Source organism: Rhodobacter viridis, from assembly GCF_003217355.1.
Classification (GTDB): domain Bacteria; phylum Pseudomonadota; class Alphaproteobacteria; order Rhodobacterales; family Rhodobacteraceae; genus Rhodobacter; species Rhodobacter viridis.
In genome coordinates, this window is the sequence record NZ_QJTK01000001.1 from 587,527 (window position 1) to 610,678 (window position 23,152).

Genomic DNA, 23,152 nt, shown 5'->3' on the forward strand with positions numbered 1-23,152 from the left:
CCAAGGAGCCACCCCATGTCCCGCATCTTCCGCGAGGGTCACCGCACCTTCTACCTTGCCGCGATCCTGTTCGCGATCCTGGCTATGGCGCTTTGGGGCCATTGGATCGGCGCGGGCCTGACCGAGGGGCTTTTGCCCACCCGGGCGATGCCGATCGACTGGCACGCGCATGAGATGATCTTCGGCTATGGCGGCGCGGTTCTGGCAGGGATCTTCCTCGCCTCGGCGCCGAAATCGCTGCAGGGCGTTTACTTCCCGGTGCTTGCCGCGCTGTGGCTCGCCGGTCGTCTGGCGATCGCCTTTTCGGCCTTCATCCCGGCGCCCGTGGTGGCGCTGATCGATCTTGGCTTTGGCGTCATCGTGATGGCGAAGATGGCCTGGCCCGTGGCGCGACTGAAGAAGCTCGAAACGCTGAGCTATCTGGGGATTTTCGCGCTGCACTGGGTCTCGGACCTGGTCATGCATCTGGATTGGATGGGCATGGCACCGGGGCTCGCGCCGAAGGGCGCGATGGCGGGGCTGATGGCCTGTGCGACGATGAACGCGGCCTTTGGCGGCAAGCTGACCCAAGGGCTGACGCGCAACGCGATGGTGCACAAGGGCGAGACCGCCCTGCCGCGGCCCAGCGGGCTCGACACCTGGGGGCCGATCTTCACCGCCTTCTGCGTGCCCGCGGCCTTCTTGCCGCCGCGCGCCTTTGGCGCCGTGATGGTGCTTGCCGGGGCGACGAACCTGTTCCGTGCGATGGGCTGGCGCAATGGCTGGGCCTTCAAGAATGACGCGCTGATCTCGGGCTTCCACCTTGGCTTTTTGTGCCTTGGCACCGGGCTTTACGCGATGGGCCTTGCGGGGGTTATGTCGATGGAAATCTATCCGGGCGCCGTGCACCTGCTCGCCATCGGCGCCGTGGCGGGGCTGTCGAGCGCGGTGATGATCAAGATGAGCCTTGGGCAATCGGGCCGTCGCTCGGTCGCGACGCTGCCGCTGAAAGCCGCGGGGCTGCTGCTGATCGCGGCAGCGGGGCTGCGGGCGTCAAGCTCGGAGCCGATGGCGCTGATCGCCTCGGCGCTGCTCTTCGTTGCGGCCTATGGCGCGATGCTGGTCGGGCTTTGGCCGTCGCTGACGGGCGAGAAGCTGCAACCCGGCACGCCCGGCGCGCGGCCCTTGGGCCATGGCCCGAAGATCCCGGTTCAGGGCGACCAGGCCTGAGCCTGTGCCGGACCCAGGCGGAGCAGATCGACGGCCCTTGCCCCGATCTGCGCCGCGATCTCCTCGGCAGTCTGGGGTTTCAGGTAAAACGCGGGCACGGGCGGCAGGATGATGCCGCCCATTTCCGTCACCGCCGTCATGTTGCGCAGATGCGCCAGCGTCAGCGGCGCCTCGCGCGCCATCAGGATCAGCGGACGGCGTTCCTTCAGTTGCACCGAGGCCGCCCGCGTCAGCAGGTTATCATCAAGCCCATGCGCGACAGCAGCGAGCGAGCGCATCGAACAGGGCGCAATGATCATCCCCGTCACCGGGCAGGAGCCGGACGCAATCGCCGCGCCGACATTACCGATGGCGTGGACATGCGCCGCCATCCCTTGCAGCCGCTCCAGGGCGCCCGCATCGGCCTCGGTCGCGAAGGTCAGCTTCGCGGCGGAAGAGACGACCAGATCAATCTCGGCGCCGACCTTGACCAGCGCCTCGCCCACGGCGAGCGCCAGAAGCGCCCCCGAGGCGCCCGAGACGCCCAAAACGACGCGGGCCGTCATTTCACACCGCCGGGGAAATGGCGCTTGAGCAGCGTTTCGGCAAAGGCCGTATCCTCGGGGCGCATCTTCATCACCGTGCCCCATTCGCGCGTGGTCTCGGTGCCGATCTTGTTCGTCGCATCGATGCCGATCTTGCCCGCCAAGCCTTCCAGCGGCGAGGCGAAATCGAGATAATCCATCGGCGTGCGGTCCAGAATGACGGTATCGCGCGCCGGGTCCATCCGCGTCGCCATCGCCCAGGCGATGTCATCCCAGTTGCGCGGGTCGATGTCTTCATCGACGACGATGATCATCTTCGTATAGCTGAACTGCGCCAGCATCCCCCACAGCGCCATCATCACCCGCTTCGCCTGACCGGGGTAGCGCTTGGCGATCTGCACCACCGCGATGCGGTAAGAACAGGCGGCGGGCGGCAGGAACAGGTCACGGATTTCCGGGATCTGCTGGCGGAAGACCGGCATGGCGAGTTGGTTGAACACCTCGCCGATGATCGCGGGCTCGTCCGGCGGGCGGCCGGTATAGGTCGAGAGGTAAATCGGGTCCTTGCGATGCGTCAGCGCCGAGACGCGCAGCACCGGGAAGGGCTCGACCGAGTTATAGTAACCGGTGTGATCGCCGAAGGGGCCTTCGGGCGCGGTGTCATTGGGGTGAATCCAGCCCTCGATCACCATTTCGGCCTCGGCGGGGACCATCAGCGGCACGGTCTTCGCGGGCACCAGATGGCTGCGGGCGCCGCGCAGCACGCCCGAGAAGGTGAGTTCGGACACCGTTTCCGGCAGCGGCAGTGCGGCCGAAAGCAGCGTGGCCGGATCGGCGCCGAGCACCATCGCGACCGGCATCGGCTGCCCCGCGGCGAGCCACGACCGGTGATGCGCCGCGCCGCCACGATGGGCAAGCCAGCGCATGATGATGCTTTCCGGCCCATGCAGCTGGGCCCGGTAGATACCCAGATTGTAGCTCATCACCGCATCGGCGGCGGTGCCATGCGGCCGCGTGATGACGACGGGCCAGGTGAAGAGCCGCCCGCCATCGCCGGGCCAGAGCTTCTGCACCGGCACGTCTTCCAGGTTCAGCCCCTTGCCCGGCTCCAGCACCACATCCTGCACCGGGCCTTTTTTCGAGATATTGACCCGCGTCGAGAGCGCCGCCTTCAGCATCGGCAGGCGGCTGAACGCATCGCGCATGCCCTCCACCGGCGCGGGGGATTTGAGGTCCGCCAGAAACTGACCCAGCTCCGGCACCTGATCGAGCGTCAGCCCCAGCCCCGCCGCCACCCGGTCGGTCGTGCCGAAAAGATTCGTCACGACCGGAATCGGCGAACGCTGGCCCGAGGGCAGCACCGGCGCCTCGAAGCGCAGCACCGGCCCGCCCTGCTCCAGTACCGCGCGATGCACGGCCGACATTTGCAGATCGGTCTGCACAGGTTCGGGAATCGCGCGCAGGTCGCCCTTCGATTTCGTCCAGTCGAGGAAGGACCGCAGGTCGGTGAAAACGGGCAGGCTGCGCATGATATCTCCGGAGTTCTGTCGGTCCGCTACCATCCCCGGTTAAAGAGAGGTTTGATATTGATCAAGTTGCCGCATTGTGAGCCGCGTTAAAGCAGCCCATCTAACGGGGGGGCCTTCCCGCCCGACGAAAGGAGCGCCATGTCCGATCATGACCAGACGATTCCCCGCCTGCCAAGCCTGATGGGCCGGGCGATGCGGCCCTTGCCGCTTGCGCCGCTCTCGGTGACGCTGTCGATGCTGGCGCGACGGATTGCCACACGCCATCCGGGGCTGTTCGCCCGGCTCGGCCAATATCGCGAATGCCGCTTCCTGCTCGACCCGACCGATCTGCCGTTCATGCTGCTTCTTGATCTGCGGTCTGGCGGGGTGAAGGTCAGCGCGCATCGCAAGCCGCCGATGGCGGAAGCGCGGATTGCCGGGCCGATCGCGGCTTTCCTTGGCATGATGCACGGCGCCTATGACGGCGATGCCCTGTTCTTTTCGCGCGATCTGGTGGTCGAGGGGGATACCTCGGCCGTGGTCGCGCTGCGCAATGCGATCGACGATGCGGAACTTGACCTTGCGGCCGAACTGGCCGAGATGGCGGGCCCGCTGAAACCCTTCGTGCAACAGGCGGTGACCCTCGCCGAAAAGGGGTCGGGCGTGGTGTTGCACCGCGTCGATACGCTGGCAGGAGACTGGACATGATGGAACTTGTTTGCCCCGCGGGAACGCCTGCTGCACTGCGTGCAGCCGTCGAGGCCGGGGCGCATGCCGTCTATTGCGGGTTCTCGGACGAGACGAACGCGCGCAACTTCCCGGGGCTGAACTTCTCGACCGAGGAGCTGACGGCCGCCGTGGCCGGGGCCCACAAGCGCGGCGCCAAGGTTCTGGTCGCGCTGAACACCTTCCCGCGCGCGGGCGCCGAGGGGCTGTGGCACAAGCGTCTGGCCGATGCGGAATCCGCGGGCGTCGATGCGGTGATCCTCGCCGATATCGGGCTTCTGGACTACGCGGCGACGAACCATCCGAAGCTGCGCCGTCACCTGTCGGTGCAGGCTGCCGCCGCGAACCCGGATGCCATCAACTTCTACGCCGAAGCCTTTGATGTGAAACGGGTTGTTCTGCCGCGCGTGCTGACCGTGCAGGAGATTGCCGCGATCAACAAGGAAATCGACGTCGAGACGGAAGCCTTTGTTTTCGGCGGTCTGTGCGTCATGGCCGAGGGGCGCTGTGCGCTCTCGTCCTATGCCACGGGGCTTTCGCCGAACATGAACGGCGTCTGCTCGCCCGCAAGCCACGTCGTCTATGCCGAGGAAGGCCCGGATCTGGCGGCGAAGCTTGGCGGCTTCACCATTCACCGCACCCCCAAGGAACAGCCCGCGCCCTATCCGACGCTCTGCAAGGGCTGCTTCACCTCGGGCGAGCAGACCGGCCATGTGTTCGAAGATCCGGTGAGCCTTGACGCCCGCCACCTGATCCCGGCGCTGGCGCAAGCGGGGGTGACCGCGCTGAAGATCGAGGGGCGGCAGCGCTCGCGCGCCTATGTGGCCGAAGTCGTGCGCGCCTTCCGCGCCGCGACCGATGCGCTGGCCGAGGGCCGCGAGCTGCCGCTGGCCGAACTGGCCCGCCTGACCGAGGGCCAACAGGCCACGGCCGGGGCCTATGCGAAGACCTGGCGTTGAGGATTTGAAGATGACGATGGACCTCACGGTTGGCGCCAACCTGTTTTTCTGGACCACCGATGCGACGCGCGGGTTTTACGAACGCCTGCGCGCGGCGCCGGTGGCCCGGGTCGTGGTGGGCGAGGTGGTCTGCTCGAAACGGCTGCCGTTTTGGGAACATGACATCCCGCTGATCGTTGCGACGCTGAAGGATGCGGGCAAGGAAGTGGCGCTGTCCACGCTTGGCCTGATCACGCTCAACCGCGAACGCGGCAAGACGAAAGACCTGTTCGACATGGGTCTGCCGGTCGAGATCAACGATATCACCGCGCTCAAGCACATTCCCGAAGGCACGCCGTTCTGGGTCGGCCCGCTGGTGAACGTCTACAACGAGGGCACGCTCGCCTATCTCGCCCGCAAGGGCGCGACGCGGATCTGTCTGCCGCCGGAACTGCCGCTGAAGTCGATTGCCGCGCTGTGCAAGGCGGGCAAGGATGCGGGCGTCGCGGTCGAGGTCTGGGGCCACGGGCGTCTGCCGCTTGCCATGTCGGCGCGCTGCTATCATGCGCGGCTGCATGACCGGGCCAAGGACAACTGCCAGTTCATCTGCGGCGTCGATCTGGACGGGCGCGAGGTCGATACGCTTGACGGTCAGGCCTTCCTGTCGGTGAACGGAGTGCAGACGCTCTCTGCCGCCACGGGCTGCGCGGCCTATTACACCGAGGCTCTGGCCGAGGCGGGCGTTTCGACGCTGCGGCTCTCGCCGCAGACGGGCGATTTCAACGCACTCTGTCAGGGCTATGCGGATCGTCTGGCGGGCAAGATCTCGCCCGCGGATCTGGTGGCGAAACTGCTGCCCGAGGCCCCCGGCGGCCGCTTTGCCGATGGCTTCCTCGATGGGCCGTCGGGCTCGGACTGGCAGCACCCGATTTCGGCCTGATCGCCCAAGCCTGTCTTGGCCGCGGCAAGTGACGCGGCCATGCGCAACATTTCCCCCTGACCGCCGGGGGCCCAAAGGCCCTCGGCAAGCGCCCGCCCCGCCCATGGCGGGCGCTGGCCTCTCGCGCGCTTGGGGAAACGGTCTTGCGGGACCGTGGTCGCGACGGGCGGGGAAAAGCGATGCTTTTCCTGATCCGCCCGACCCTGCCATTTCAGCCGCAAAATCCCCCCGCGCACATCTTTTTCGAAATGATCCAAATCATGCACAGCTTTGCACAGCTGCGCTAGGCTTTCACGGTCGGGACCACCACCACCGGAGAAGGCCATGAGCACGCGGCTACGGGATTTGACGCCCTCGATCGTTCCAAGCGGATCGCGGGGCAGCACGGGGCCAGTGCGCACGGAACATCCGCTCTATGTGACCCTCACCCCGCCCTGTCAGGCCGCCTGCCCCGCGGGGGAAAACATCCGGGCGTGGCTCGCGCTCGCGCAGGAGGGCCGCTACCGGCAGGCCTGGGAAAAGCTCACCGAAGACAACCCGATGCCCGCCGTGCATGGCCGCGTCTGCTATCACCCCTGCGAAAGCGGCTGCAACCGCGGCGAGGTCGACAGCGCGGTTTCCATCCATGCGGTCGAGCGGTTTCTGGGCGACATGGCCACGCGCGAGGGCTGGCAATTCCACCGCCTGCGCGATGCCACCGGCAAGCGCGTGCTGATCGTCGGCGCAGGGCCTGCGGGCTTGTCAGCCGCCTATCATCTGGCGCGGGCAGGCCATGCGGTCGAAATCCGGGAGGCCGGTCCGGTCGCGGGCGGCATGATGCATTTCGGCATTCCCGCCTACCGGATGCCGCGCGCGGAACTTGCCGCCGATGTGGCGCGGATCGAGGCTCTGGGGGTGAAGATCACGCTCAACCACCGGGTCATCGATCTGATGGCGGAAAAGACGACGGGGGGCTTTGATGCGGTCTTCCTCGCCATTGGCGCGGGGATGGGCAAGCATGTCGAGATCCCGGCCCGCGATGCGGCCAAGGTGCTTGATGCGGTGAACCTGTTGCGTGACACCTCGTCCGCGGCGCCGCCGATGCTGGGCCGTCGCGTCGTCGTCTATGGCGGCGGCAACACCGCGATGGATGCGGCGCGCACGGCGAAGCGTCTGGGCGCCACTGAAACCATCATCGTCTACCGGCGCGACCGCGCGCATATGCCCGCGCATGGGTTCGAGGCCGACGAGGCGCTGGAAGAGGGCGTGAAGATCCGCTGGCTGACGACGATCAAGGAAATCTCGGGCTCGGATCTGCAGATCGAACGGATGGAACTGGATGCCGAGGGTCGGCCGCAGCCCACGGGCGAGATCGAGACGCTCTCCGCCGATGCGCTGGTGCTGGCCTTGGGACAGCAATCGGACACGGGCTTTTTGCAGGCGGTGCCGGGCCTCAGCTTCACCCCCGATGGTGCGCTGGTCGTCGGCCCCGACATGCAGACGGGCGCGGCGGGCATTTTCGCGGGCGGCGACATGGTGCCCGCGCAACAATCCGTCACCATCTCGACCGGGCACGGCAAACTCGCCGCGCGCCATATCGATGCCTGGCTTTCGGGCGCGGTACATGAGCCGAAGATCCCTGCCCCCTTGGCCGGATTTGGCCGCCTCAACCTGCCGGTCTATTCCGATGCGCTGCAAAGCGAACAGCGGCGGCTGACGGAAACCGCGCGGATGGGCGGATTTCAGGAAATCATCAAGGGGCTGACCACCAAGGAAGCCCGCTACGAGGCGCAACGCTGCTATTCCTGCGGCCAGTGCTACGAATGCGACAACTGCTTTGCCGCCTGCCCCGAGGAAGCGATCGTCAAGCACGGCCCCGGCCGTGGCTATCGCATCGATCTGACGAAATGCACCGGCTGTTCGACCTGCGTCGAGCAATGCCCCTGCGGCGCGATGGAGTTGATGCCCGAGGAGACCTCCCATGCGTGATGCGGTTGCTGAAAAGCCCAAGGCCCCGGCCGATCAGGGCCTGCAGGCGGTGATGGATGGCAATACCGCCGTTGCCCATATCGCCTACCGGGTGAACGAGGTCTGCGGCATCTATCCGATCACGCCCTCCTCGACGATGGCGGAGCTGGCCGACGAATGGGCCGCGCGCGAGATCCGCAACATCTGGGGCAATGTGCCCGTGATTCAGGAGATGCAGTCCGAGGCCGGGGCGGCAGGCGCCGTGCATGGCGCGTTGCAGGCGGGTGCGATGACGACGACCTTCACCGCGTCGCAAGGCCTGATGCTGATGATCCCGAACATGTTCAAGATCGCGGGCGAGCTGACGCCGACGGTCTTTCATGTGGCGGCGCGGGCGCTTGCCACCCATGCGCTCTCGATCTTTGGCGATCATTCCGACGTGATGGCAGTGCGGGCGACGGGCTTTGCGATGCTGGCATCAAGCTCGGTGCAGGAAGCCCACGACATGGCGCTGATCGCGCAGGCCGCCACGCTGCGCGCCCGCGTGCCCTTCGTGCATTTCTTCGACGGTTTCCGCACCAGCCATGAGGTCAACACGCTGCGGCTGATCCCCGACGAGACGATCCGGGCGATGGTGAATGATGATCTGGTGCGCGCCCATCGCGCCCGGGCGTTGTCGCCCGACAATCCGGTCGTGCGCGGCACGGCGCAAAACCCCGACGTGTTCTTTCAGGGCCGCGAGGCGGGCAATCCGTTCCACGCCGCCGTGCCGGGGATCGTCGCCGAGGAAATGGCGCGGCTGGGTGCCCTGACCGGGAGGTCCTATTCCCTTGTCGACTATCTGGGCGATCCCGAGGCGACGCGGGTGATCGTCATCATGGGCTCGGGCGCCGAAGTGGTCGAGGAGGCGCTTTCGGCGCTGACTGCCACGGGCGAAAAACTCGGCGCGCTGGTGGTGCGGCTCTACCGCCCCTTCCCGGCCGAAGCCTTTCTGGCCGCCCTGCCTGCGACCTGCACCAAGCTTGCCGTGCTCGACCGCTGCAAGGAACCCGGTGCCCCGGGCGAGCCGCTTTTCCTTGATGTCGTGGCGACTTTGGCCGAGGCCGTGGCGACCGGCAAGCGGGCGGCGATGCCGCGCGTCACCGGCGGGCGCTATGGGCTTTCCTCGAAGGATTTCGACCCGGCGCAGGTGAAGGCCGTCTATGACGAGCTGGCGAAGGACGCCCCGAAACAGGGCTTTACCGTCGGCATCACCGATGACGTCAGCTTCACCAGCCTGAGCGTCGATCCGACCTTCAACACCGAACCGGAAGATGTTGTCCGCGCAGTCTTTTTCGGCCTTGGGGCGGATGGAACGGTGGGCGCGAACAAGAACTCGGTCAAGATCCTCGCCGAGGAGGCGGGGCTGTGTGCGCAGGGCTATTTCGTCTATGACAGCCACAAGTCGGGGGCGCAGACGGTCTCGCACCTGCGCTTCGGGCCGCGCCCGATCAAGGCGCCCTATCTGATCCATGCGGCGAATTTCGTCGCCTGCCATCAGTTCCCCTTCATGTCGAAAATCGACGTGCTGCGCGTTGCGGCGCCGGGGGCGACGTTCCTGCTCAATGCGCCGTTCGGGCCGGAAAAGGTCTGGGACCGCCTGCCCCGCTCGGCACAACAGACGATCCTGACGAAGGGGCTCAAAGTCTACGTCATCGACGCCAACAAGGCCGCGCGCGAGGTGGGCTTGGGGCGCCGGACGAACACCATCCTGCAGACCTGCTTCTTTGCGCTCTCGGGCGTGTTGCCGCGCGAAGAGGCGATTGCGCAGATCAAGGCCTCGATCAAGAAAACCTATGGCCGCAAGGGCAAACGGGTGATCGAGCAGAACTGGGCCGCCGTCGATGGCGCGCTCGAGCGGCTGCACGAGGTCAAGCTGCCCGCCGGCGTCACCTCGCGCTTCGAGCGTCCCCCGGCCGTGCCACCGACCGCGCCCGACTTCGTGCGCCGCGTCACCGCGCCGATGATGGAGGATATGGGCGACACGATCCCGGTCAGCCTGTTGCCGGCCGATGGCACCTTCCCGACCGGCACTGCCGCTTGGGAAAAACGCAATGTCGCCGAGGACGTTCCGGCATGGCGCAGTGATCTGTGCATCCAGTGCGGCCAATGTTCTTTCGTCTGCCCGCATTCGGTCATTCGGGCGAAATACTTCGACGAAGACCTGCTCGAAGGCGCGCCCGAGGGGTTCAAATCCGCCCCGGTCAATGCCCGCGGCTACCCCGGCGCGCGGTTCAGCCTGCAATTCCATGTCGAAGACTGCACCGGCTGTGGCCTTTGCGTCGAGGCCTGCCCGGCGCAAAGCCCGGTCGAGCCCGGCGTCAAGGCGATCAACCTGACCGACAAGGCCGCGCTTCTGGAGGACGCGCGGCAGGCGATGACCTTCTTCGAGCATCTGCCGGTCAATGATCGCTCGCGCGTCGATTTCGCCAACGTCCGCGGCGTGCAATTCCTTGAGCCGCTCTTCGAATTCTCGGGCGCCTGTGCGGGCTGCGGGGAAACGCCTTACGTCAAGCTGCTGTCGCAGCTCTTCGGCGACCGGCTGATGATCGCGAATGCGACCGGCTGTTCCTCGATCTATTCGGGCAACCTGCCGGTGACGCCCTGGACGAAGAACGCCGAGGGACGCGGCCCGGCCTGGGCGAATTCGCTCTTCGAGGATAACGCCGAGTTTGGTCTGGGCTTCCGGCTTGCTGCCGACAAGCATCTCGACCTCGCCCGCAGCCTTGCGCAAGAAATGGCGCCTGAAGTGGGCGAGGATCTGGTCGCCGCAATCCTGAGCGCGCCGCAGATCCGCGAAAGCGAGATCCGGGCGCAGCGCGAGCGGGTGGCGACGCTGAAGACGCGGTTGCTGGCGCATCGCGACGACGGGCGGGCGAAACATCTGATGAGCGTGATCGACCATCTGGTGCGCCGCTCGATCTGGATCGTCGGTGGCGACGGCTGGGCCTATGACATCGGCTATGGCGGGCTGGACCATGTGCTCGCCTCCGGGCGCAACGTGAATATCCTGGTGATGGACACCGAGGTTTATTCCAACACCGGCGGGCAGGCATCGAAGGCCACCCCCCTTGGCGCGATTGCGAAATTTGCCGCCGCGGGCAAGCGCACGGCGCGCAAGGATCTGGCGCTGCAGGCCGTGGCTTACGGCAATGTCTATGTCGCGCAGGTGGCGATGGGGGCAAACCCGCAGCAGACCCTGCAGGCCTTCCGCGAGGCCGAGGCCTATGACGGCCCGTCCCTCATCCTCGCCTACAGCCATTGCATCGCGCATGGCTTCGACATTCGGCGTGGGCTGAACCAGCAAGACCGCGCCGTCGCCTCGGGCTACTGGCCGCTTTTGCGCTACGACCCGCAGCTGCGCGGCACGGGCGCGGCACCGTTTCGCCTTGACAGTCCGCGTCCAACCCTGCCCTTCAAGGACTACGCCTATAACGAGTTGCGCTATTCGGCCCTTGCCGCGACGCGACCCGAGGAGGCGGCGGCGCTTCTGGCCGAGGCGCAGCAGGCAGTGCTTGAAAAGTACCGTAGTTACGAAGACTTTGCGCGTATGGATGCAGGACCCGACCCGGCCCGTGCGATGGGCGCGGCAGGCAAGATGTGAGGACCCCGGAATGGATTTGAGAACCCGCTACCTGGGCCTTGAGCTGCCAAGCCCCGTCGTCGCCTCGCCGAGCCCGCTGAATGCGCGGCTCGACGTGCTCAAACAACTCGCCGATGGCGGCGCGGGCGCCGTGGTGCTGCCCTCGGTCTTCGAGGAACAGATCTGGCACGAGCAGCGCATCCTCGATCAACTGGTCGAGCATGGCACCGAGAGCTATGGCGAGGCGCTGAGCTATTTTCCGACCCAGGCGGCCTTCGCCTTCGAGTCTTCGAACACGATCGGCCTGGTCGAAAAGGCCGCGAAGACGCTGTCGATCCCGGTCATCGCCTCGATCAACGGCACGACCGACAGCGGCTGGACCGACACCGCCCATGACATGGCCGAAGCCGGTGCGACGGCGATCGAGCTGAACATCTATTTCCTGCCCACCGATCCGACGGTCTCGGGCTCGGATGTCGAACGGCGCACGCTCGATGTGGTGCGCGCGGTCTGCGAGACGGTGAAGATCCCGGTGGCGGTGAAGATCGGGCCCTATTTCTCGTCGCCCGCGCATATGGCCAAGCGCATCATCGCGGCGGGCGCGAAGGGGGTCGTGCTCTTCAACCGCTTCTATCAGCCCGAGATCGACCCGGTCGGCCTGACCGTGACGCCCGCGCTGCAGCTGTCGCACCGTTACGAGATGCGGCTGCCGCTGCTCTGGATCGGCGTGCTCTCCGGGCGGCTCGGCGGATCGCTGGCCGCGACGACCGGGGTCGAAACCTCGGAGGACGTCGTGCGCTATCTGCTGGCCGGGGCGGATGTGGTGATGACCACCTCGGCGCTTCTGCGTCACGGGCCGGGGCATATGGAGGTGCTGGTGCGCGGGCTCGAGGATTGGCTCGCCGCGCGCGGGGTGAATTCGCTTGCCGCGGTGCGGGGGATGCTGGCCCATGGCGCGATCGACGACCCAGAGGGCTACGAGCGGGCGAACTACATCAAGGTGATGCAAAGCTGGGCAAAAAGCTGAGGCGAAGCGCCAAAAGGCGACGTGGATTAACGTGACGGCAAGACCCGGCTCCTATGGTGATCGCGCTGAAACGTGCCACCGGAGTCGCCATGTTCTTCCGCCACAAGCCTGCTACCGAGTCGATCCTTGAAAGAGCCGAGCGCAGTGCCGTCGAAACGGCGCTTGCGGTGATCATCATCGAAATCGACGGCACCATCCGGCATGTGAACACCGTCTATTCTGCGCTGCTTGGCTATGCGCCGGGTGAGTTGGTCGGCAAACCGGTCTCGGTGCTGATGCCGCCGGAGGAAGCTGGCCGGGTCGGCCAAGGTGCGTTCTGGGACGGGCTGCGCGCTGGCAAGGTGCAACGCGTCACCGCCGCGCGCAAACGCAAGACCGGCGAAACGATCTGGATCGAGGCGACCTATGTTCCGGTCTGTGATACCCCCGGACAGGTCGCGCATGTCGTGAACTTCGCCGCGGATGTCACGGAAAAGACGAAGCAAACGAAGCGGATGGAAGCGATGATGCAAGCCATCTGCCGCTCCGCCGCGGTGATCGAGTTCAGTCTCGATGGCACCGTCACCGAAGCGAACGAGAATTTCCTGAAGGTCACCGGCTACACCGCCGCCGAGGTGGTGGGCAAGCATCACCGCGTCTTCATGCCCTCGGGCAAGGCCGATCTGCCGGACTACGCGCAGTTCTGGAACCGGCTGCGCGCAGGCGAGCTGATCGAGGGCGAATTCCTGCGCATCGGCAAGGGCGGCCAGGACATCTGGCTGCGCGCCACCTACAACCCGCTCTTCGGGCTCGACGGCAAGCTGACCGGAATCGTGAAATTCGCCTATGACGTGACGGAGGTGAAGAAGGTCGCGCTCGATCAGGCCGGTCAGATCGCGGCCCTGAACCGCTCGCAGGCGACGATCGAATTCGACATGAACGGCACGACGCTGACCGCGAATGATATCTTCCTGAAGGCGATGGGCTATTCGCTGCCGGAGATCATCGGCAAGCCCCACGCGACCTTCCTGCGGGCGCAAGAGCGCGACACCGAGGCGTACCGGCAATTCTGGGCCAATCTGCGCGCGGGCATCCCGCAAGTGGGCGAATTCTGCCGTGTCGGCAAGTCGGGGCAGGAAGTCTGGATTCAGGCCAGCTACAACCCGATCCTCGACGCCGAGGGCAATCCCTACAAGGTGGTGAAATTCGCCACCGATATCACCGCCCGCAAGGCGGCCATTCTCGACTTCCAGCAGGCCGTCGCGGCGCTCAGCGCAGGCGAACTCGACCACCGGCTCGACCGGCCGATGACCACGGAATTCGAGGCGCTGCGGCAGAACTACAACGAGGCGATCGGCCGGATGGCGGAGCTTGTCGGCTCGATCCTCGACAGCGCGCAATCGATCCAGAGCGAGACAGAAAGCCTGTCCGGGGCCTCGGCGGAACTCGGGCGGCGCACGGAAACGCAGGCGGCCTCGCTCGAGGAAACCGCGGCGGCGATCAATCAGCTCGCCTCCTCGGTGGAAAGCTCGTCGAGCGGCGCGCGCAATGCGGCGGGCGCGGTGAGCAAGGCGCGGCATCGCTCGACCGAGGGACGGCGCGTCGTCGAAGAGACGATCGCAGCGATGAACGACATTGCCCGCAGCTCGGAACAGATTTCGCGCATCACCTCGGTGATCGACGACATCGCCTTCCAGACCAACCTTCTGGCGCTGAACGCCGGGGTCGAGGCGGCGCGCGCGGGCGAAACCGGCCGCGGCTTTGCCGTCGTCGCCTCGGAGGTGCGGGCGCTGGCGCAGCGCTCGTCCGAAGCCGCGCGCGAGATTGCGGAGTTGATCGAAACCTCGGGCCGGCAGGTGCGGCAGGGCGTCGATCTGGTCAATTCCTCGGGTCAGGCTCTGGGCGAGATCGACCATCTCGTGGCCGAGGTTGATACGCTGGTGCAGGCGATCGCCAATTCGGCGGTGGAACAGTCGATGGGTCTGGGCGAGATTTCCTCGGCGGTGAACCAGCTCGATCAGGTGACGCAACAGAACGCCGCGATGTTCGAGGAAAGCTCGGCCGCCGTGGCAGTGCTGCGCGATCAGGCGGGGCATCTGTCGGCGCAAGGGGCGAATTTCCGTACCGGCGGCGACGTTCAGGTCAGCTACCGCCGCGCCTCGTAAGGATCGGAGCAGGGAAACAGAAAACCCGGGCGCGCGATGCGGCCCGGGTCTGTTTCGGTTCGGTCTGGGTCCGATCAGGCCGCGTTCGAGCGGCTCCAGCGCAGCGACGACATCAGGCTTGCGCCGATGAAGACGACGCCCAAGAGCCCGGTCGCCCATTCCGGCACATGCATCAACGTCTGCGCGAACATCGCCACCGACAGCACGAGGATCGACCAGAACGCCCCGTGTTCGAGATAGCGGAAGTCGCTCAGCGCCTGCCGCTCGACCAGCATCACCGTCATCGAGCGCACGTAGAACGCGCCGATCCCAAGGCCGATGGCGATCAGGAACAGGTTTTGCGTCAGCGCAAAGGCACCGATCACGCCGTCGAAGCTGAAGGAGGCATCGAGCACTTCGAGATAAAGGAACGCCCCGAGCCCGCCGCGCGCGACATCGCCAGTCAGCGAGGCCTTGTCGAGCACCTGCCCCAGCCCCTCGACCGCCAGGAAGGTCAAAAGCCCGGTGCAGGCGGCGATCAGGAAGGTGCCCTCGGTCGCGGGGGGCAGCCACCAGGCGAAGGTCAGCACGATCGCCAGCAGGAAGCCCACCTCGATGCCGCGGATCGAGGCCCAGTCGCTCAGCCGCCGCTCGAGCGCGACGAACCAGTGCACTTCCTTGCTTTCATCGACGAAATAACTCAGTGCCACCATCATCAGGAAGGCGCCGCCAAAGGCCGCGATCGACAGATGCGCCTCGCCGATGATGCGGGAATATTCAGCGGGTTGTGTCGCCGCGATGCGCAGGGCCTCGACCGGGCCGATGCCCGCCGCAACGACGACGATGATCAGCGGAAACAGGATCCGCATGCCGAAGACGGCGATCAGGATCCCCCAGGTCAGGAAGCGGCGCTGCCAGACCGGCGTCATCTGGCCAAGCTTGTTGGCATTGATGATCGCATTGTCGAAGGAGAGCGAGATTTCCAGCACCGCCAGCACGCAGGCGACGAAGAAGAACGACAGCGCCCCGTGCGTCGTGTGCTCATAGACGAAGCCGAGCCACATCGCCAAGGCCAGACCGACCGCGGTGAACCCGAATGCCCAGCTGAAATATTGCAAGGTGCTGCGCATGACGTCCCCGTTTTGCGGCCGATCGGCCTGTTGTCTTGTGCGCGATGTAGGCAGAGCAGGCCTGCTGTGCAAGCCCTTTGCCCTGCGTCACGGTGCGTTCGGGGTCTTGCGCCGGGTGTAGCCGTAAAGCGCGATCAGTTCGGTGGCGACATGGGCCCCGGCAATCGCGGTGGCGCCGGTGGTGTCATAGGGGGGCGAGACCTCGACCACATCGCCGCCGACCAGATGGACGCCCGCCAAGCCACGCAGGATCGCCGCTGCCTGCCAGCTGGCCAGACCGCCCCAGACCGGCGTGCCGGTGCCGGGGGCAAAGGCCGGGTCGAGGCAATCGATGTCGAAGCTGATATAGGTCGGCCGGTCCCCCACCACGGCCTTGATCCGCGCCACGGTTTCGTCGACGCCCGCGCGATGCACGAAGGGCGCATCAAGGATGGTCACGCCGCAGGTGTCGGGGTTGTCGGTGCGGATGCCGACCGAGACCGTCGTCTCGGGCGCGACGAGGCCCAGTTTCAGCGCCTTGTAGAGGAAGGTGCCGTGATCGATCCGGCTCATGTCGTCATCGGCCCAGCTGTCGGAATGGGCGTCGAAATGAATGAGCGCAACGGGGCCGTGATGGGCCGCATAGGCGCGCAGGATCGGCAACGTGATGAAATGATCGCCGCCGAGCGTGATCGTCCCCGCGCCTTGCGCCAGAATCCCCGCGATGTGATCGGTGACCCGGTCCGGGAAGCTCGCCGTATGGGCGTAGTCGAAAGCAAGATCGCCGTAATCGGCAATCGCCAGTTCACTGAACGGGTCGAAGCCCCAGCCATAGGGCGCGTCAAACGCCTGCAGCGTCGAGGCTTCGCGGATCGCGCGCGGCCCGAAGCGGGTGCCCGGCCGATGCGTCACCGCCTGATCGAAGGGCACGCCGGTCACCGCCAGATCGATGCCGCGCAGATCCTTGGTGTAGCGGCGCCGCAGGAAGGAGGTCGCACCCGCAAAGGCATTCTCGAAGGCAAGGCCGCGCGGATCTTGCCGCGTGAACGCCATATCTATCTGATTTTTCGCGTCTTCCAGTGCCATGGACATGCCCCCTTTTCATCCCATAGCACCTTGATACACTCGCGGGTGTCAACCGAAACCTGCGTCACCCCGCCACGTTTGGACTTATTCTAACTTGACGCAGATCAAGATCTTCACGCGACCGTGAGTTTAGAAGTATTCCATATCGAAGACACGGAGGGACACCGATGAAACGTAACCAGATCAGCCTGTTGGCACTGACGGCGCTGCTTGCCGCCCCCGCTTGCGCCGATGATGCAGCGCTGCGCGAGCAGGCAAAAGGTCTTTTCGAAGTGATCCCGATGCAGGCGCCGCAGCTGGCGGACAACAATGCCGTCACCCGCGACAAGATCGATCTGGGCGCGAAGCTGTTCTTCGACCCGCGGATGTCGAAATCGGGCGTCTTCTCGTGTCAGTCCTGCCACAACGTCGGCATGGGCGGCGTCGACGGGCTGGAAACCTCGATCGGGCACGGCTGGCAGAAAGGTCCGCGCAACGCGCCGACCGCGCTGAACGCCGTTTTCAACATCGCGCAATTCTGGGACGGCCGCGCCCCCGATCTGGCCGCGCAGGCCAAGGGGCCGGTGCAGGCCGGCGTCGAGATGAACAATACTGCCGACAATCTGGTCGCGACGGTGAAATCGATGCCGGGCTATGTCGAGGCCTTCGCCAAAGCCTTCCCCGGTCAATCCGATCCGGTCAGCTTCGACAATTTCGCGCTCGCCGTCGAAGCCTTCGAGGCGACGCTGATCACGCCGAATTCGAAATTCGACCAATGGCTCACCGGCTCGGATAGCGCGATGAGCGAGGATGAAAAGGCCGGGCTGAAGCTCTTCATCGATACCGGCTGTGCAAGTTGCCACAACGGCATCAACATCGGCGGCAACGGTTATTATCCCTTCGGCGTGGTCGAGGCCCCCGGCGCCGAGATCCTGCCCGCGGGCGACACGGGCCGCTTCAAGGTCACCAAAACCGCCTCGGACGAATATGTCTTCCGCGCCGGGCCCTTGCGCAACATCGCGCTGACGGCGCCTTATTTCCACTCCGGCAAGGTCTGGGATCTGAAAGAAGCGGTGTCGGTGATGGCGAATTCGCAGCTGGGCGCGAAGCTCGAGGACAAGCAGCTTGATCAGATCGTCGCCTTCCTTGGCACGCTGACCGGCGAGCAGCCCGAGGTGATGCATCCGATCCTGCCCGCGCGCACGACCGAGACGCCGAAACCGGTGCAGATGAACTGATATCGCACCAAATTTCGGCACGAGAGGCGCGGGGTTATTGCTCGCGCCTGTCTTTTCGGCAGTCCCGCCGCGGCGGCCCCGGGAAAAGGAATACCTCGCAGACATATTGCCGCAAGGACACCGTTGCACTGTCAATCGGCGCGGTTTCCTGACATATGTCAAAACAATATCTGTGACATGCCTATTCCGTTTTTCGGCAAATCCTGGAGCCAGCATGCGACTGACGACTCGGACCAACCTGGCGATGCGCACCCTGATGTTTTGCGCGGTGAATGGCGACCGGATCGTGCGCAAGCACGAGATCGCCGAGGCCTGCAACGCCTCTGAAAACCACCTGGCGCAGGTGGTGAACACGCTTGCGCAACGCGGCTTCATCGAAACGCAACGCGGCCGCTCGGGCGGGCTGCGGCTGGCGCGACCGATGGATCAGATCGGCGTCGGCGAGGTGCTGCGCACCTTCGAGGCGGTGCTGCCTTTCGTCGAATGTCTGGACGGCGAGAACAACACCTGCCCGCTGTGCGACGCCTGCCGCTTCCGCGATGCGATCGGCGCGGCGCTGGAAGCGTTTTACACCGCGATGGACGCGCATTCGGTGGGCGATCTGGTGCGCGACAACGCCGCACTGGAACACCTCCTGCGGCTGCCCGGCGCGCAAAGGATCTCGATCTGCGGCGGCCCGGCACGGGCGCGCGCGAGCGTGGCGGCCGAACTCGAGGCCTGATCACCCCTCACGGAAATGTTTCGAAAGAAACGGAATTCTCACGAACCCGCGCCCGGACACGGCGCGGGTTCGGCCATTTTCCGCCCGCGATTTCAAGGTAACGCTAACGCTCCTTTCATCGTGAGTTGCACTTTCGGGCAGGCCTGTTTAGCTGCGTCATAGTGTCGCCGCAATTCAAGCGCCCCATGAAGGGGCAAGCGGTAATAACGAGGCCCGAGATGCAACAGACGCAACAAATGGGAATGGTGTCTTCCGACCAACCGGAAGGCGTGCAACGTCAACAGGCCGACGCGAAAGCTTCGGTGCAGCAGCAGGGCCATGCGGAAAAGCCCGTGCAGGCTGGCAAGACGATCACCGACTGGGCCTCGATCTGAGGCCCGCGGACCGGACCCGTCGCGGGTCTGACGCGGACTTGCCCGATCGCGGGCAAGACTTGCGGGACCGCTCCTGATCGGGGATCATCGCCCTGATCCGGAGCGTCCCATGACTTCGCCCACCTCATCACCCCTGACCGACATCCCCGGGATCGGCCCCGCCACGGCGGAGGGGTTTACCCGTGCCGGGATCGCAAGTGCCGAAGCGCTGCGCGCCCTGGGCGCCGATGCCGCTTACGAGGCCTGGCTTCGGGGCGGGAACCCGCCGCATTTCATCGGATATTACGCGCTCGTCATGGCGCTGCAGGGTCGGCCGTGGAACGACTGCCGCGGCGCGGAAAAGGACGCATTGCGGGTCAAGTTCGATGCGCTGAAAGCGCGCGTGGCCGGAAATCAAAAGGGCCACCCCGGGATCGAGGCGGCCCTTGATATGATTGGCGTCGGCCTGCGCCGTCAGGCGCAAGCCGTCCGGTCCGGCGATCAGCCGACCAGTTCGAGGCCCGAGAAGAAGTAAGCGATTTCGACCGCGGCGGTTTCCGGCGCGTCCGAGCCATGGACCGAGTTTTCGCCGACCGAGAGGGCGAATTCCTTGCGGATGGTGCCATCGGCGGCGTTCGCCGGGTTGGTGGCGCCCATCACTTCACGGTTCTTGGCGATCGCGCCTTCGCCTTCGAGCACTTGCACGACGACCGGCTCCGACGCCATGAATTCGCACAGCTCGCCATAGAAGGGGCGCTCTTTGTGGACTTCGTAGAACTTGCCGGCCTGTTCGAGGCTCAGCTTGATGCGCTTTTGCGCGACGATGCGCAGACCGGCTTCCTCGAACTTGGCATTGATCTTGCCGGTGAGGTTGCGACGGGTCGCATCGGGTTTGATGATCGAAAGGGTGCGTTCGATGGCCATGAGGGAAAGCCTCTTTGGTTGGGGACCGGGGCTGACTGCCCGGTCAGAAAAGCGTCTGGCGCCTGCTACCATGGGGCAGAGACGTTGAAAACCCCTGCACGCCTGCCGTTTTGGTCAAGAAATGCGACAAATGCGCAAAGGGAATGCTGAAAATCCCGCCAATTCGGTCGAGGGCAGCGGGCCCCGCGCCGCAAGCGCTCTGGCGGTGCCCACGGCGGCCCCGAAGGCGCCATCGCCATTGACGCGCGGCCCCGGCTGAGGCACAGCCACCCCATGCTCACGCTCGACGCCATCACCTATGCCATCGAGGGCCGCCCGCTGTTCGACGCAGCCTCGGCCCGCATTCCCACCGGCCACAAAGTCGGCCTTGTCGGCGCCAATGGCGCGGGGAAAACCACCCTTTTCCGGCTGATCCGGGGCGAGCTTGCGCTCGAATCGGGCGAGATTTGCATGCCCGTGCGCGCCCGCATCGGCGGCGTCGCGCAGGAGGTTCCGTCGTCCGAAACGAGCCTTCTGGACACCGTTCTGGCCGCCGATACCGAGCGCGCGGATCTGTTGGCGGAATCGCAGACCGCGACCGACCCCGGCCGCATCGCCGAGATCCAGACCCGGCTGACCGATATCGACGCCTGGTCGGCCGAGGGCCGGGCGAGCGCGATCCTGCGCGGGCTGGGCTTTGACGCCGAGGCGCAGCGGCGCCCCTGTTCGGATTTCTCGGGCGGCTGGCGGATGCGCGTCGCGCTGGCGGGGGTGCTGTTCGCGCAGCCCGATCTGCTGCTTCTGGACGAACCGACGAACTATCTCGACCTCGAGGGGGCGCTCTGGCTCGAACAATATCTGGCCCGCTACCCGCATACGGTCATCATCATCTCGCACGACCGCGATTTGCTCAATCGCGCCGTGAGTTCGATCCTGCATCTGGAAAACCGCAAGCTGACGCTGTGGAACGGGCCTTACGATCAATTCGCCCGCCAACGCGCGGCGGCGCGGGCGAACCTCGCTGCGGCGGCGAAGAAGCAGGAGGCGCGGCGGGCGCATCTGCAAAGCTTCGTCGATCGCTTCAAGGCCAAGGCGACGAAGGCCGCGCAGGCGCAGGCCCGCGTCAAGATGCTGGAAAAGATGGAGCCGATCACCGCCCCCGAGGAGGCGGCAAAGCAGGTCTTCAGCTTCCCCACGCCGGAACAGCTGTCGCCGCCGATCATCACGCTGGATGGCGCGGCGGTGGGCTATGGCGAAAAGCCGATCCTGCGGCGGCTCAATCTGCGCATCGATCAGGACGACCGGATCGCGCTTCTGGGCCGCAACGGCGAGGGGAAATCGACACTTTCGAAGCTGCTCGCGGCCAAGCTGGAAACCTGCGAGGGGCGAATTGCCCGGTCCTCCAAGCTGCGGATCGGCTATTTCGCCCAGCATCAGGTGGACGAGCTGGATCTGAACGCGACGCCGCTGCTGCACTTGCAGCGCCTGCGCCCCGAGGAGCATCAGGCGAAACTGCGCGCGCGGCTGGCGGGCTTCGGGCTCTTGGCCGATCAGGCCGAAACCGCGGTCGGCAAGCTCTCGGGCGGGCAGAAGGCGCGGCTGTCGCTGCTTCTGGCCACTTTGGACGCGCCGCATCTGCTGATCCTTGACGAACCGACGAACCACCTTGATATCGAAAGCCGCGAGGCTTTGGTCGAAGCGCTGACCGCCTATTCGGGCGCGGTGATCCTCGTCAGCCACGACATGCACCTTTTGTCGCTGGTCGCCGACCGGCTCTGGCTCGTGAAGGGCGGGGCCGTGGCACCCTACCCCGCCGATCTGGAAGCCTACCGGGCCGAATTGCTGGCGGGCGATCCCGACGACCGGCCCGCGCCGAAACCTGCCGAGAAGAAGGCCGCTCCGCCCTCGCGCGAGCGGATTCTGGCGCTGCGCGCGGAGGCCCGCAAATGCGAAGAGCGCGTCGAGAAATTGTCCGAGATGCTCGCCAAGCTTGACGAGAAACTGGCCGATCCTACGCTTTATGAGGCGGCCCGCGCTGCCGAGCGCGAGAAATGGATGCTCAAGCATGCCGAGGCCCGCGAGGCGATGGCGCGGGCCGAGGAACTCTGGATGGCGGCGCTTGAAGCGCTGGAAACCGCGATGGCGGGCTGAGGGCAAAGCCCGAAGGCACAGGTGAAACATGACGCGCAAGATCATCATCGATACGGACCCCGGGCAGGACGATGCCGTGGCGATCCTGCTGGCCCTTGGCAGCCCCGAGCTTGAGGTGCTGGGGATTACCTGCGTCGCGGGCAATGTGCCCTTGGCGCTGACCTCGAAGAACGCGCGGATCGTCTGCGAGCTGGCCGGGCGGCGCGATGTGAAGGTCTTTGCGGGCTGCGACCGGCCGCTTTTGCGCCCGCTCGTCACGGCGGAATATGTGCATGGCAAGACCGGGCTCGACGGCATCCCGCTGCCCGAGCCGACGATGGCCCTGCAAGACCAACATGCGGTCGATTTCATCATCGAGACGCTGCGCAGCGAGGCCCCGGGGACGGTGACGCTCTGCCCGCTCGGGCCGCTGACGAATATCGCGACCGCCTTCCGCCGCGCGCCCGAGATCATCTCGAAGGTCGAGCAGATCGTCTTGATGGGCGGCGCCTATTTCGAGGTCGGCAATACCACCCCGGCGGCCGAGTTCAACATTTACGTCGACCCGCAAGCGGCGGAAATCGTTTTCAAATGTGGCGCACCCGTGGTTGTCGTGCCACTGGATGCGACGCACAAGGCGCTGACCACCAGGCCAAGGATCGAGGCGTTCCGGGCGCTTGGCACCCCCGTCGGTGCGGCGGTGGCAAGCTGGACCGATTTCTTCGAGCGCTTCGACATGGCGAAATATGGCTCGGAAGGCGCGCCGCTGCACGACCCCTGCGTCATCGCCTGGCTTTTGCGCCCCGATCTCTTCGAGGGCCGCTTCATCAACGTCGAGATCGAGACCCATTCGGAACTGACCATGGGCATGACGGTCGCCGACTGGTGGCGCGTGACGAAGCGCGAACCGAATGCGCTCTTCCTGCGCGACGTCGATGCCGACGGGTTCTACACGCTCTTGACCGAGCGCCTCGCACGGCTCTGACGCCGACTGTCTCGATCGCAGAACAGGCTGACCCGCTTTTCTGCGCACATGTTCTTGACTAAAACTGCATGCGCGGCACATCTT

19 protein-coding genes are annotated in these 23,152 nt (G+C 65.6%); 14 read left to right on the forward strand and 5 right to left on the reverse strand.

Translation table 11 applies throughout. The annotated features are described in order from the left end of the window. Positions 1–15: 15 nt before the first annotated feature. Complete coding sequence (locus C8J30_RS02820; RefSeq protein ID WP_110804174.1) at positions 16–1,209, forward strand: NnrS family protein; 1,194 nt, start codon at positions 16–18, stop codon at positions 1,207–1,209. Here the strand turns inward: C8J30_RS02820 and C8J30_RS02825 are convergent. Both C8J30_RS02825 and C8J30_RS02830 read right to left on the reverse strand, forming a co-directional pair. Next, a complete protein-coding gene (locus C8J30_RS02825) occupies positions 1,191–1,754 on the reverse strand; it encodes a UbiX family flavin prenyltransferase (RefSeq protein ID WP_110804175.1) in 564 nt (187 codons plus the stop codon). The genes C8J30_RS02820 and C8J30_RS02825 overlap by 19 nt on opposite strands. After that, entirely contained in the window at positions 1,751–3,262 is a 1,512-nt protein-coding gene (locus C8J30_RS02830; RefSeq protein ID WP_110804176.1) for a UbiD family decarboxylase, read from the reverse strand. The genes C8J30_RS02825 and C8J30_RS02830 overlap by 4 nt, the downstream gene beginning before the upstream one ends. A 138-nt stretch (positions 3,263–3,400) precedes the next feature. On the opposite strand from C8J30_RS02830, the gene ubiT reads away from it, so the two are divergent. The 7 genes from ubiT (at position 3,401) to C8J30_RS02865 (ending at position 14,585) form a co-directional block, all read left to right on the forward strand. Continuing rightward, positions 3,401–3,949, forward strand: coding sequence for a ubiquinone anaerobic biosynthesis accessory factor UbiT (ubiT, locus tag C8J30_RS02835; protein WP_110804177.1), 549 nt, complete (start codon positions 3,401–3,403; stop codon positions 3,947–3,949). Then, positions 3,949–4,926: a ubiquinone anaerobic biosynthesis protein UbiU gene (gene ubiU / locus C8J30_RS02840; RefSeq protein ID WP_110804178.1), complete on the forward strand. Its 978-nt coding sequence runs from the start codon at positions 3,949–3,951 to the stop codon at positions 4,924–4,926. Before ubiT ends, ubiU begins: the two co-directional genes overlap by 1 nt. A gap of 16 nt (positions 4,927–4,942) precedes the next feature. Continuing rightward, positions 4,943–5,845 carry a ubiquinone anaerobic biosynthesis protein UbiV gene (ubiV, locus tag C8J30_RS02845; RefSeq protein WP_110804300.1) on the forward strand — a complete coding sequence of 301 codons (903 nt, stop codon included), beginning with the start codon at positions 4,943–4,945 and terminating at the stop codon, positions 5,843–5,845. Positions 5,846–6,169: 324 nt separating this feature from the next. After that, positions 6,170–7,813 carry an NAD(P)-binding protein gene (locus tag C8J30_RS02850; RefSeq protein WP_110804179.1) on the forward strand — a complete coding sequence of 548 codons (1,644 nt, stop codon included), beginning with the start codon at positions 6,170–6,172 and terminating at the stop codon, positions 7,811–7,813. After that, entirely contained in the window at positions 7,806–11,435 is a 3,630-nt protein-coding gene (nifJ, locus tag C8J30_RS02855) for a pyruvate:ferredoxin (flavodoxin) oxidoreductase (RefSeq protein WP_110804180.1), read from the forward strand. The genes C8J30_RS02850 and nifJ overlap by 8 nt, the downstream gene beginning before the upstream one ends. 10 nt (positions 11,436–11,445) lie before the next feature. Next, a complete protein-coding gene (locus C8J30_RS02860) occupies positions 11,446–12,441 on the forward strand; it encodes a dihydroorotate dehydrogenase-like protein (protein WP_110804181.1) in 996 nt (331 codons plus the stop codon). A 56-nt stretch (positions 12,442–12,497) separates the two neighbouring features. After that, positions 12,498–14,585, forward strand: a complete 2,088-nt coding sequence (locus tag C8J30_RS02865) for a methyl-accepting chemotaxis protein (RefSeq protein WP_220033690.1) — start codon at positions 12,498–12,500, stop codon at positions 14,583–14,585. A gap of 74 nt (positions 14,586–14,659) precedes the next feature. Here the strand turns inward: C8J30_RS02865 and C8J30_RS02870 are convergent, their stop codons facing one another. Together C8J30_RS02870 and speB are read right to left on the reverse strand one after the other, a co-directional pair. Continuing rightward, complete coding sequence (locus C8J30_RS02870; protein ID WP_110804183.1) at positions 14,660–15,694, reverse strand: DUF475 domain-containing protein; 1,035 nt, start codon at positions 15,692–15,694, stop codon at positions 14,660–14,662. Positions 15,695–15,781: 87 nt separating this feature from the next. Next, entirely contained in the window at positions 15,782–16,759 is a 978-nt protein-coding gene (gene speB, locus C8J30_RS02875; protein WP_110804184.1) for an agmatinase, read from the reverse strand. 167 nt (positions 16,760–16,926) lie between these two features. On the opposite strand from speB, the gene C8J30_RS02880 reads away from it, so the two are divergent. From C8J30_RS02880 to C8J30_RS02890, 4 genes are all read left to right on the forward strand, one after another. Further along, positions 16,927–17,976, forward strand: coding sequence for a cytochrome-c peroxidase (locus C8J30_RS02880; protein WP_110804185.1), 1,050 nt, complete (start codon positions 16,927–16,929; stop codon positions 17,974–17,976). 214 nt (positions 17,977–18,190) lie between these two features. Continuing rightward, positions 18,191–18,697, forward strand: coding sequence for an RrF2 family transcriptional regulator (locus tag C8J30_RS02885; protein ID WP_110804186.1), 507 nt, complete (start codon positions 18,191–18,193; stop codon positions 18,695–18,697). Between the two features lie 242 nt (positions 18,698–18,939). Beyond that, the gene (locus tag C8J30_RS19220) at positions 18,940–19,071 is read left to right on the forward strand and encodes a hypothetical protein (protein ID WP_281269360.1); all 132 of its coding nucleotides are present in this window, start codon (positions 18,940–18,942) and stop codon (positions 19,069–19,071) included. A gap of 109 nt (positions 19,072–19,180) precedes the next feature. Then, positions 19,181–19,585 carry a TfoX/Sxy family DNA transformation protein gene (locus C8J30_RS02890; protein ID WP_110804187.1) on the forward strand — a complete coding sequence of 135 codons (405 nt, stop codon included), beginning with the start codon at positions 19,181–19,183 and terminating at the stop codon, positions 19,583–19,585. Here the strand turns inward: C8J30_RS02890 and ndk are convergent. Then, positions 19,552–19,974, reverse strand: coding sequence for a nucleoside-diphosphate kinase (ndk, locus tag C8J30_RS02895; RefSeq protein WP_097070160.1), 423 nt, complete (start codon positions 19,972–19,974; stop codon positions 19,552–19,554). The two genes, C8J30_RS02890 and ndk, sit on opposite strands and share 34 nt — an antisense overlap. Before the next feature lie 273 nt (positions 19,975–20,247). Here ndk and C8J30_RS02900 point away from each other — a divergent pair, with 273 nt between their 5' ends. Together C8J30_RS02900 and C8J30_RS02905 are read left to right on the forward strand one after the other, a co-directional pair. After that, complete coding sequence (locus C8J30_RS02900) at positions 20,248–22,104, forward strand: ABC-F family ATP-binding cassette domain-containing protein (RefSeq protein ID WP_110804188.1); 1,857 nt, start codon at positions 20,248–20,250, stop codon at positions 22,102–22,104. Between the two features lie 28 nt (positions 22,105–22,132). Then, positions 22,133–23,068, forward strand: a complete 936-nt coding sequence (locus C8J30_RS02905; RefSeq protein ID WP_110804189.1) for a nucleoside hydrolase — start codon at positions 22,133–22,135, stop codon at positions 23,066–23,068. Positions 23,069–23,152 lie beyond the last annotated feature (84 nt).

Coding starts and splice junctions, on each gene's coding strand:
- C8J30_RS02825 (WP_110804175.1), bottom strand. CDS start 1,754: ATGACGGCCCGCGTCGTTTTGGGCGTCTCGGGCGCCTCGGGGGCGCTT.
- C8J30_RS02890 (WP_110804187.1), top strand. CDS start 19,181: ATGACTTCGCCCACCTCATCACCCCTGACCGACATCCCCGGGATCGGC.
- nifJ (WP_110804180.1), top strand. CDS start 7,806: ATGCGTGATGCGGTTGCTGAAAAGCCCAAGGCCCCGGCCGATCAGGGC.
- C8J30_RS19220 (WP_281269360.1), top strand. CDS start 18,940: ATGGTGTCTTCCGACCAACCGGAAGGCGTGCAACGTCAACAGGCCGAC.
- speB (WP_110804184.1), bottom strand. CDS start 16,759: ATGGCACTGGAAGACGCGAAAAATCAGATAGATATGGCGTTCACGCGG.
- C8J30_RS02850 (WP_110804179.1), top strand. CDS start 6,170: ATGAGCACGCGGCTACGGGATTTGACGCCCTCGATCGTTCCAAGCGGA.
- ndk (WP_097070160.1), bottom strand. CDS start 19,974: ATGGCCATCGAACGCACCCTTTCGATCATCAAACCCGATGCGACCCGT.
- C8J30_RS02830 (WP_110804176.1), bottom strand. CDS start 3,262: ATGCGCAGCCTGCCCGTTTTCACCGACCTGCGGTCCTTCCTCGACTGG.
- C8J30_RS02885 (WP_110804186.1), top strand. CDS start 18,191: ATGCGACTGACGACTCGGACCAACCTGGCGATGCGCACCCTGATGTTT.
- C8J30_RS02820 (WP_110804174.1), top strand. CDS start 16: ATGTCCCGCATCTTCCGCGAGGGTCACCGCACCTTCTACCTTGCCGCG.
- C8J30_RS02880 (WP_110804185.1), top strand. CDS start 16,927: ATGAAACGTAACCAGATCAGCCTGTTGGCACTGACGGCGCTGCTTGCC.
- ubiV (WP_110804300.1), top strand. CDS start 4,943: ATGGACCTCACGGTTGGCGCCAACCTGTTTTTCTGGACCACCGATGCG.
- ubiU (WP_110804178.1), top strand. CDS start 3,949: ATGGAACTTGTTTGCCCCGCGGGAACGCCTGCTGCACTGCGTGCAGCC.
- C8J30_RS02870 (WP_110804183.1), bottom strand. CDS start 15,694: ATGCGCAGCACCTTGCAATATTTCAGCTGGGCATTCGGGTTCACCGCG.
- C8J30_RS02905 (WP_110804189.1), top strand. CDS start 22,133: ATGACGCGCAAGATCATCATCGATACGGACCCCGGGCAGGACGATGCC.
- ubiT (WP_110804177.1), top strand. CDS start 3,401: ATGTCCGATCATGACCAGACGATTCCCCGCCTGCCAAGCCTGATGGGC.
- C8J30_RS02860 (WP_110804181.1), top strand. CDS start 11,446: ATGGATTTGAGAACCCGCTACCTGGGCCTTGAGCTGCCAAGCCCCGTC.
- C8J30_RS02900 (WP_110804188.1), top strand. CDS start 20,248: ATGCTCACGCTCGACGCCATCACCTATGCCATCGAGGGCCGCCCGCTG.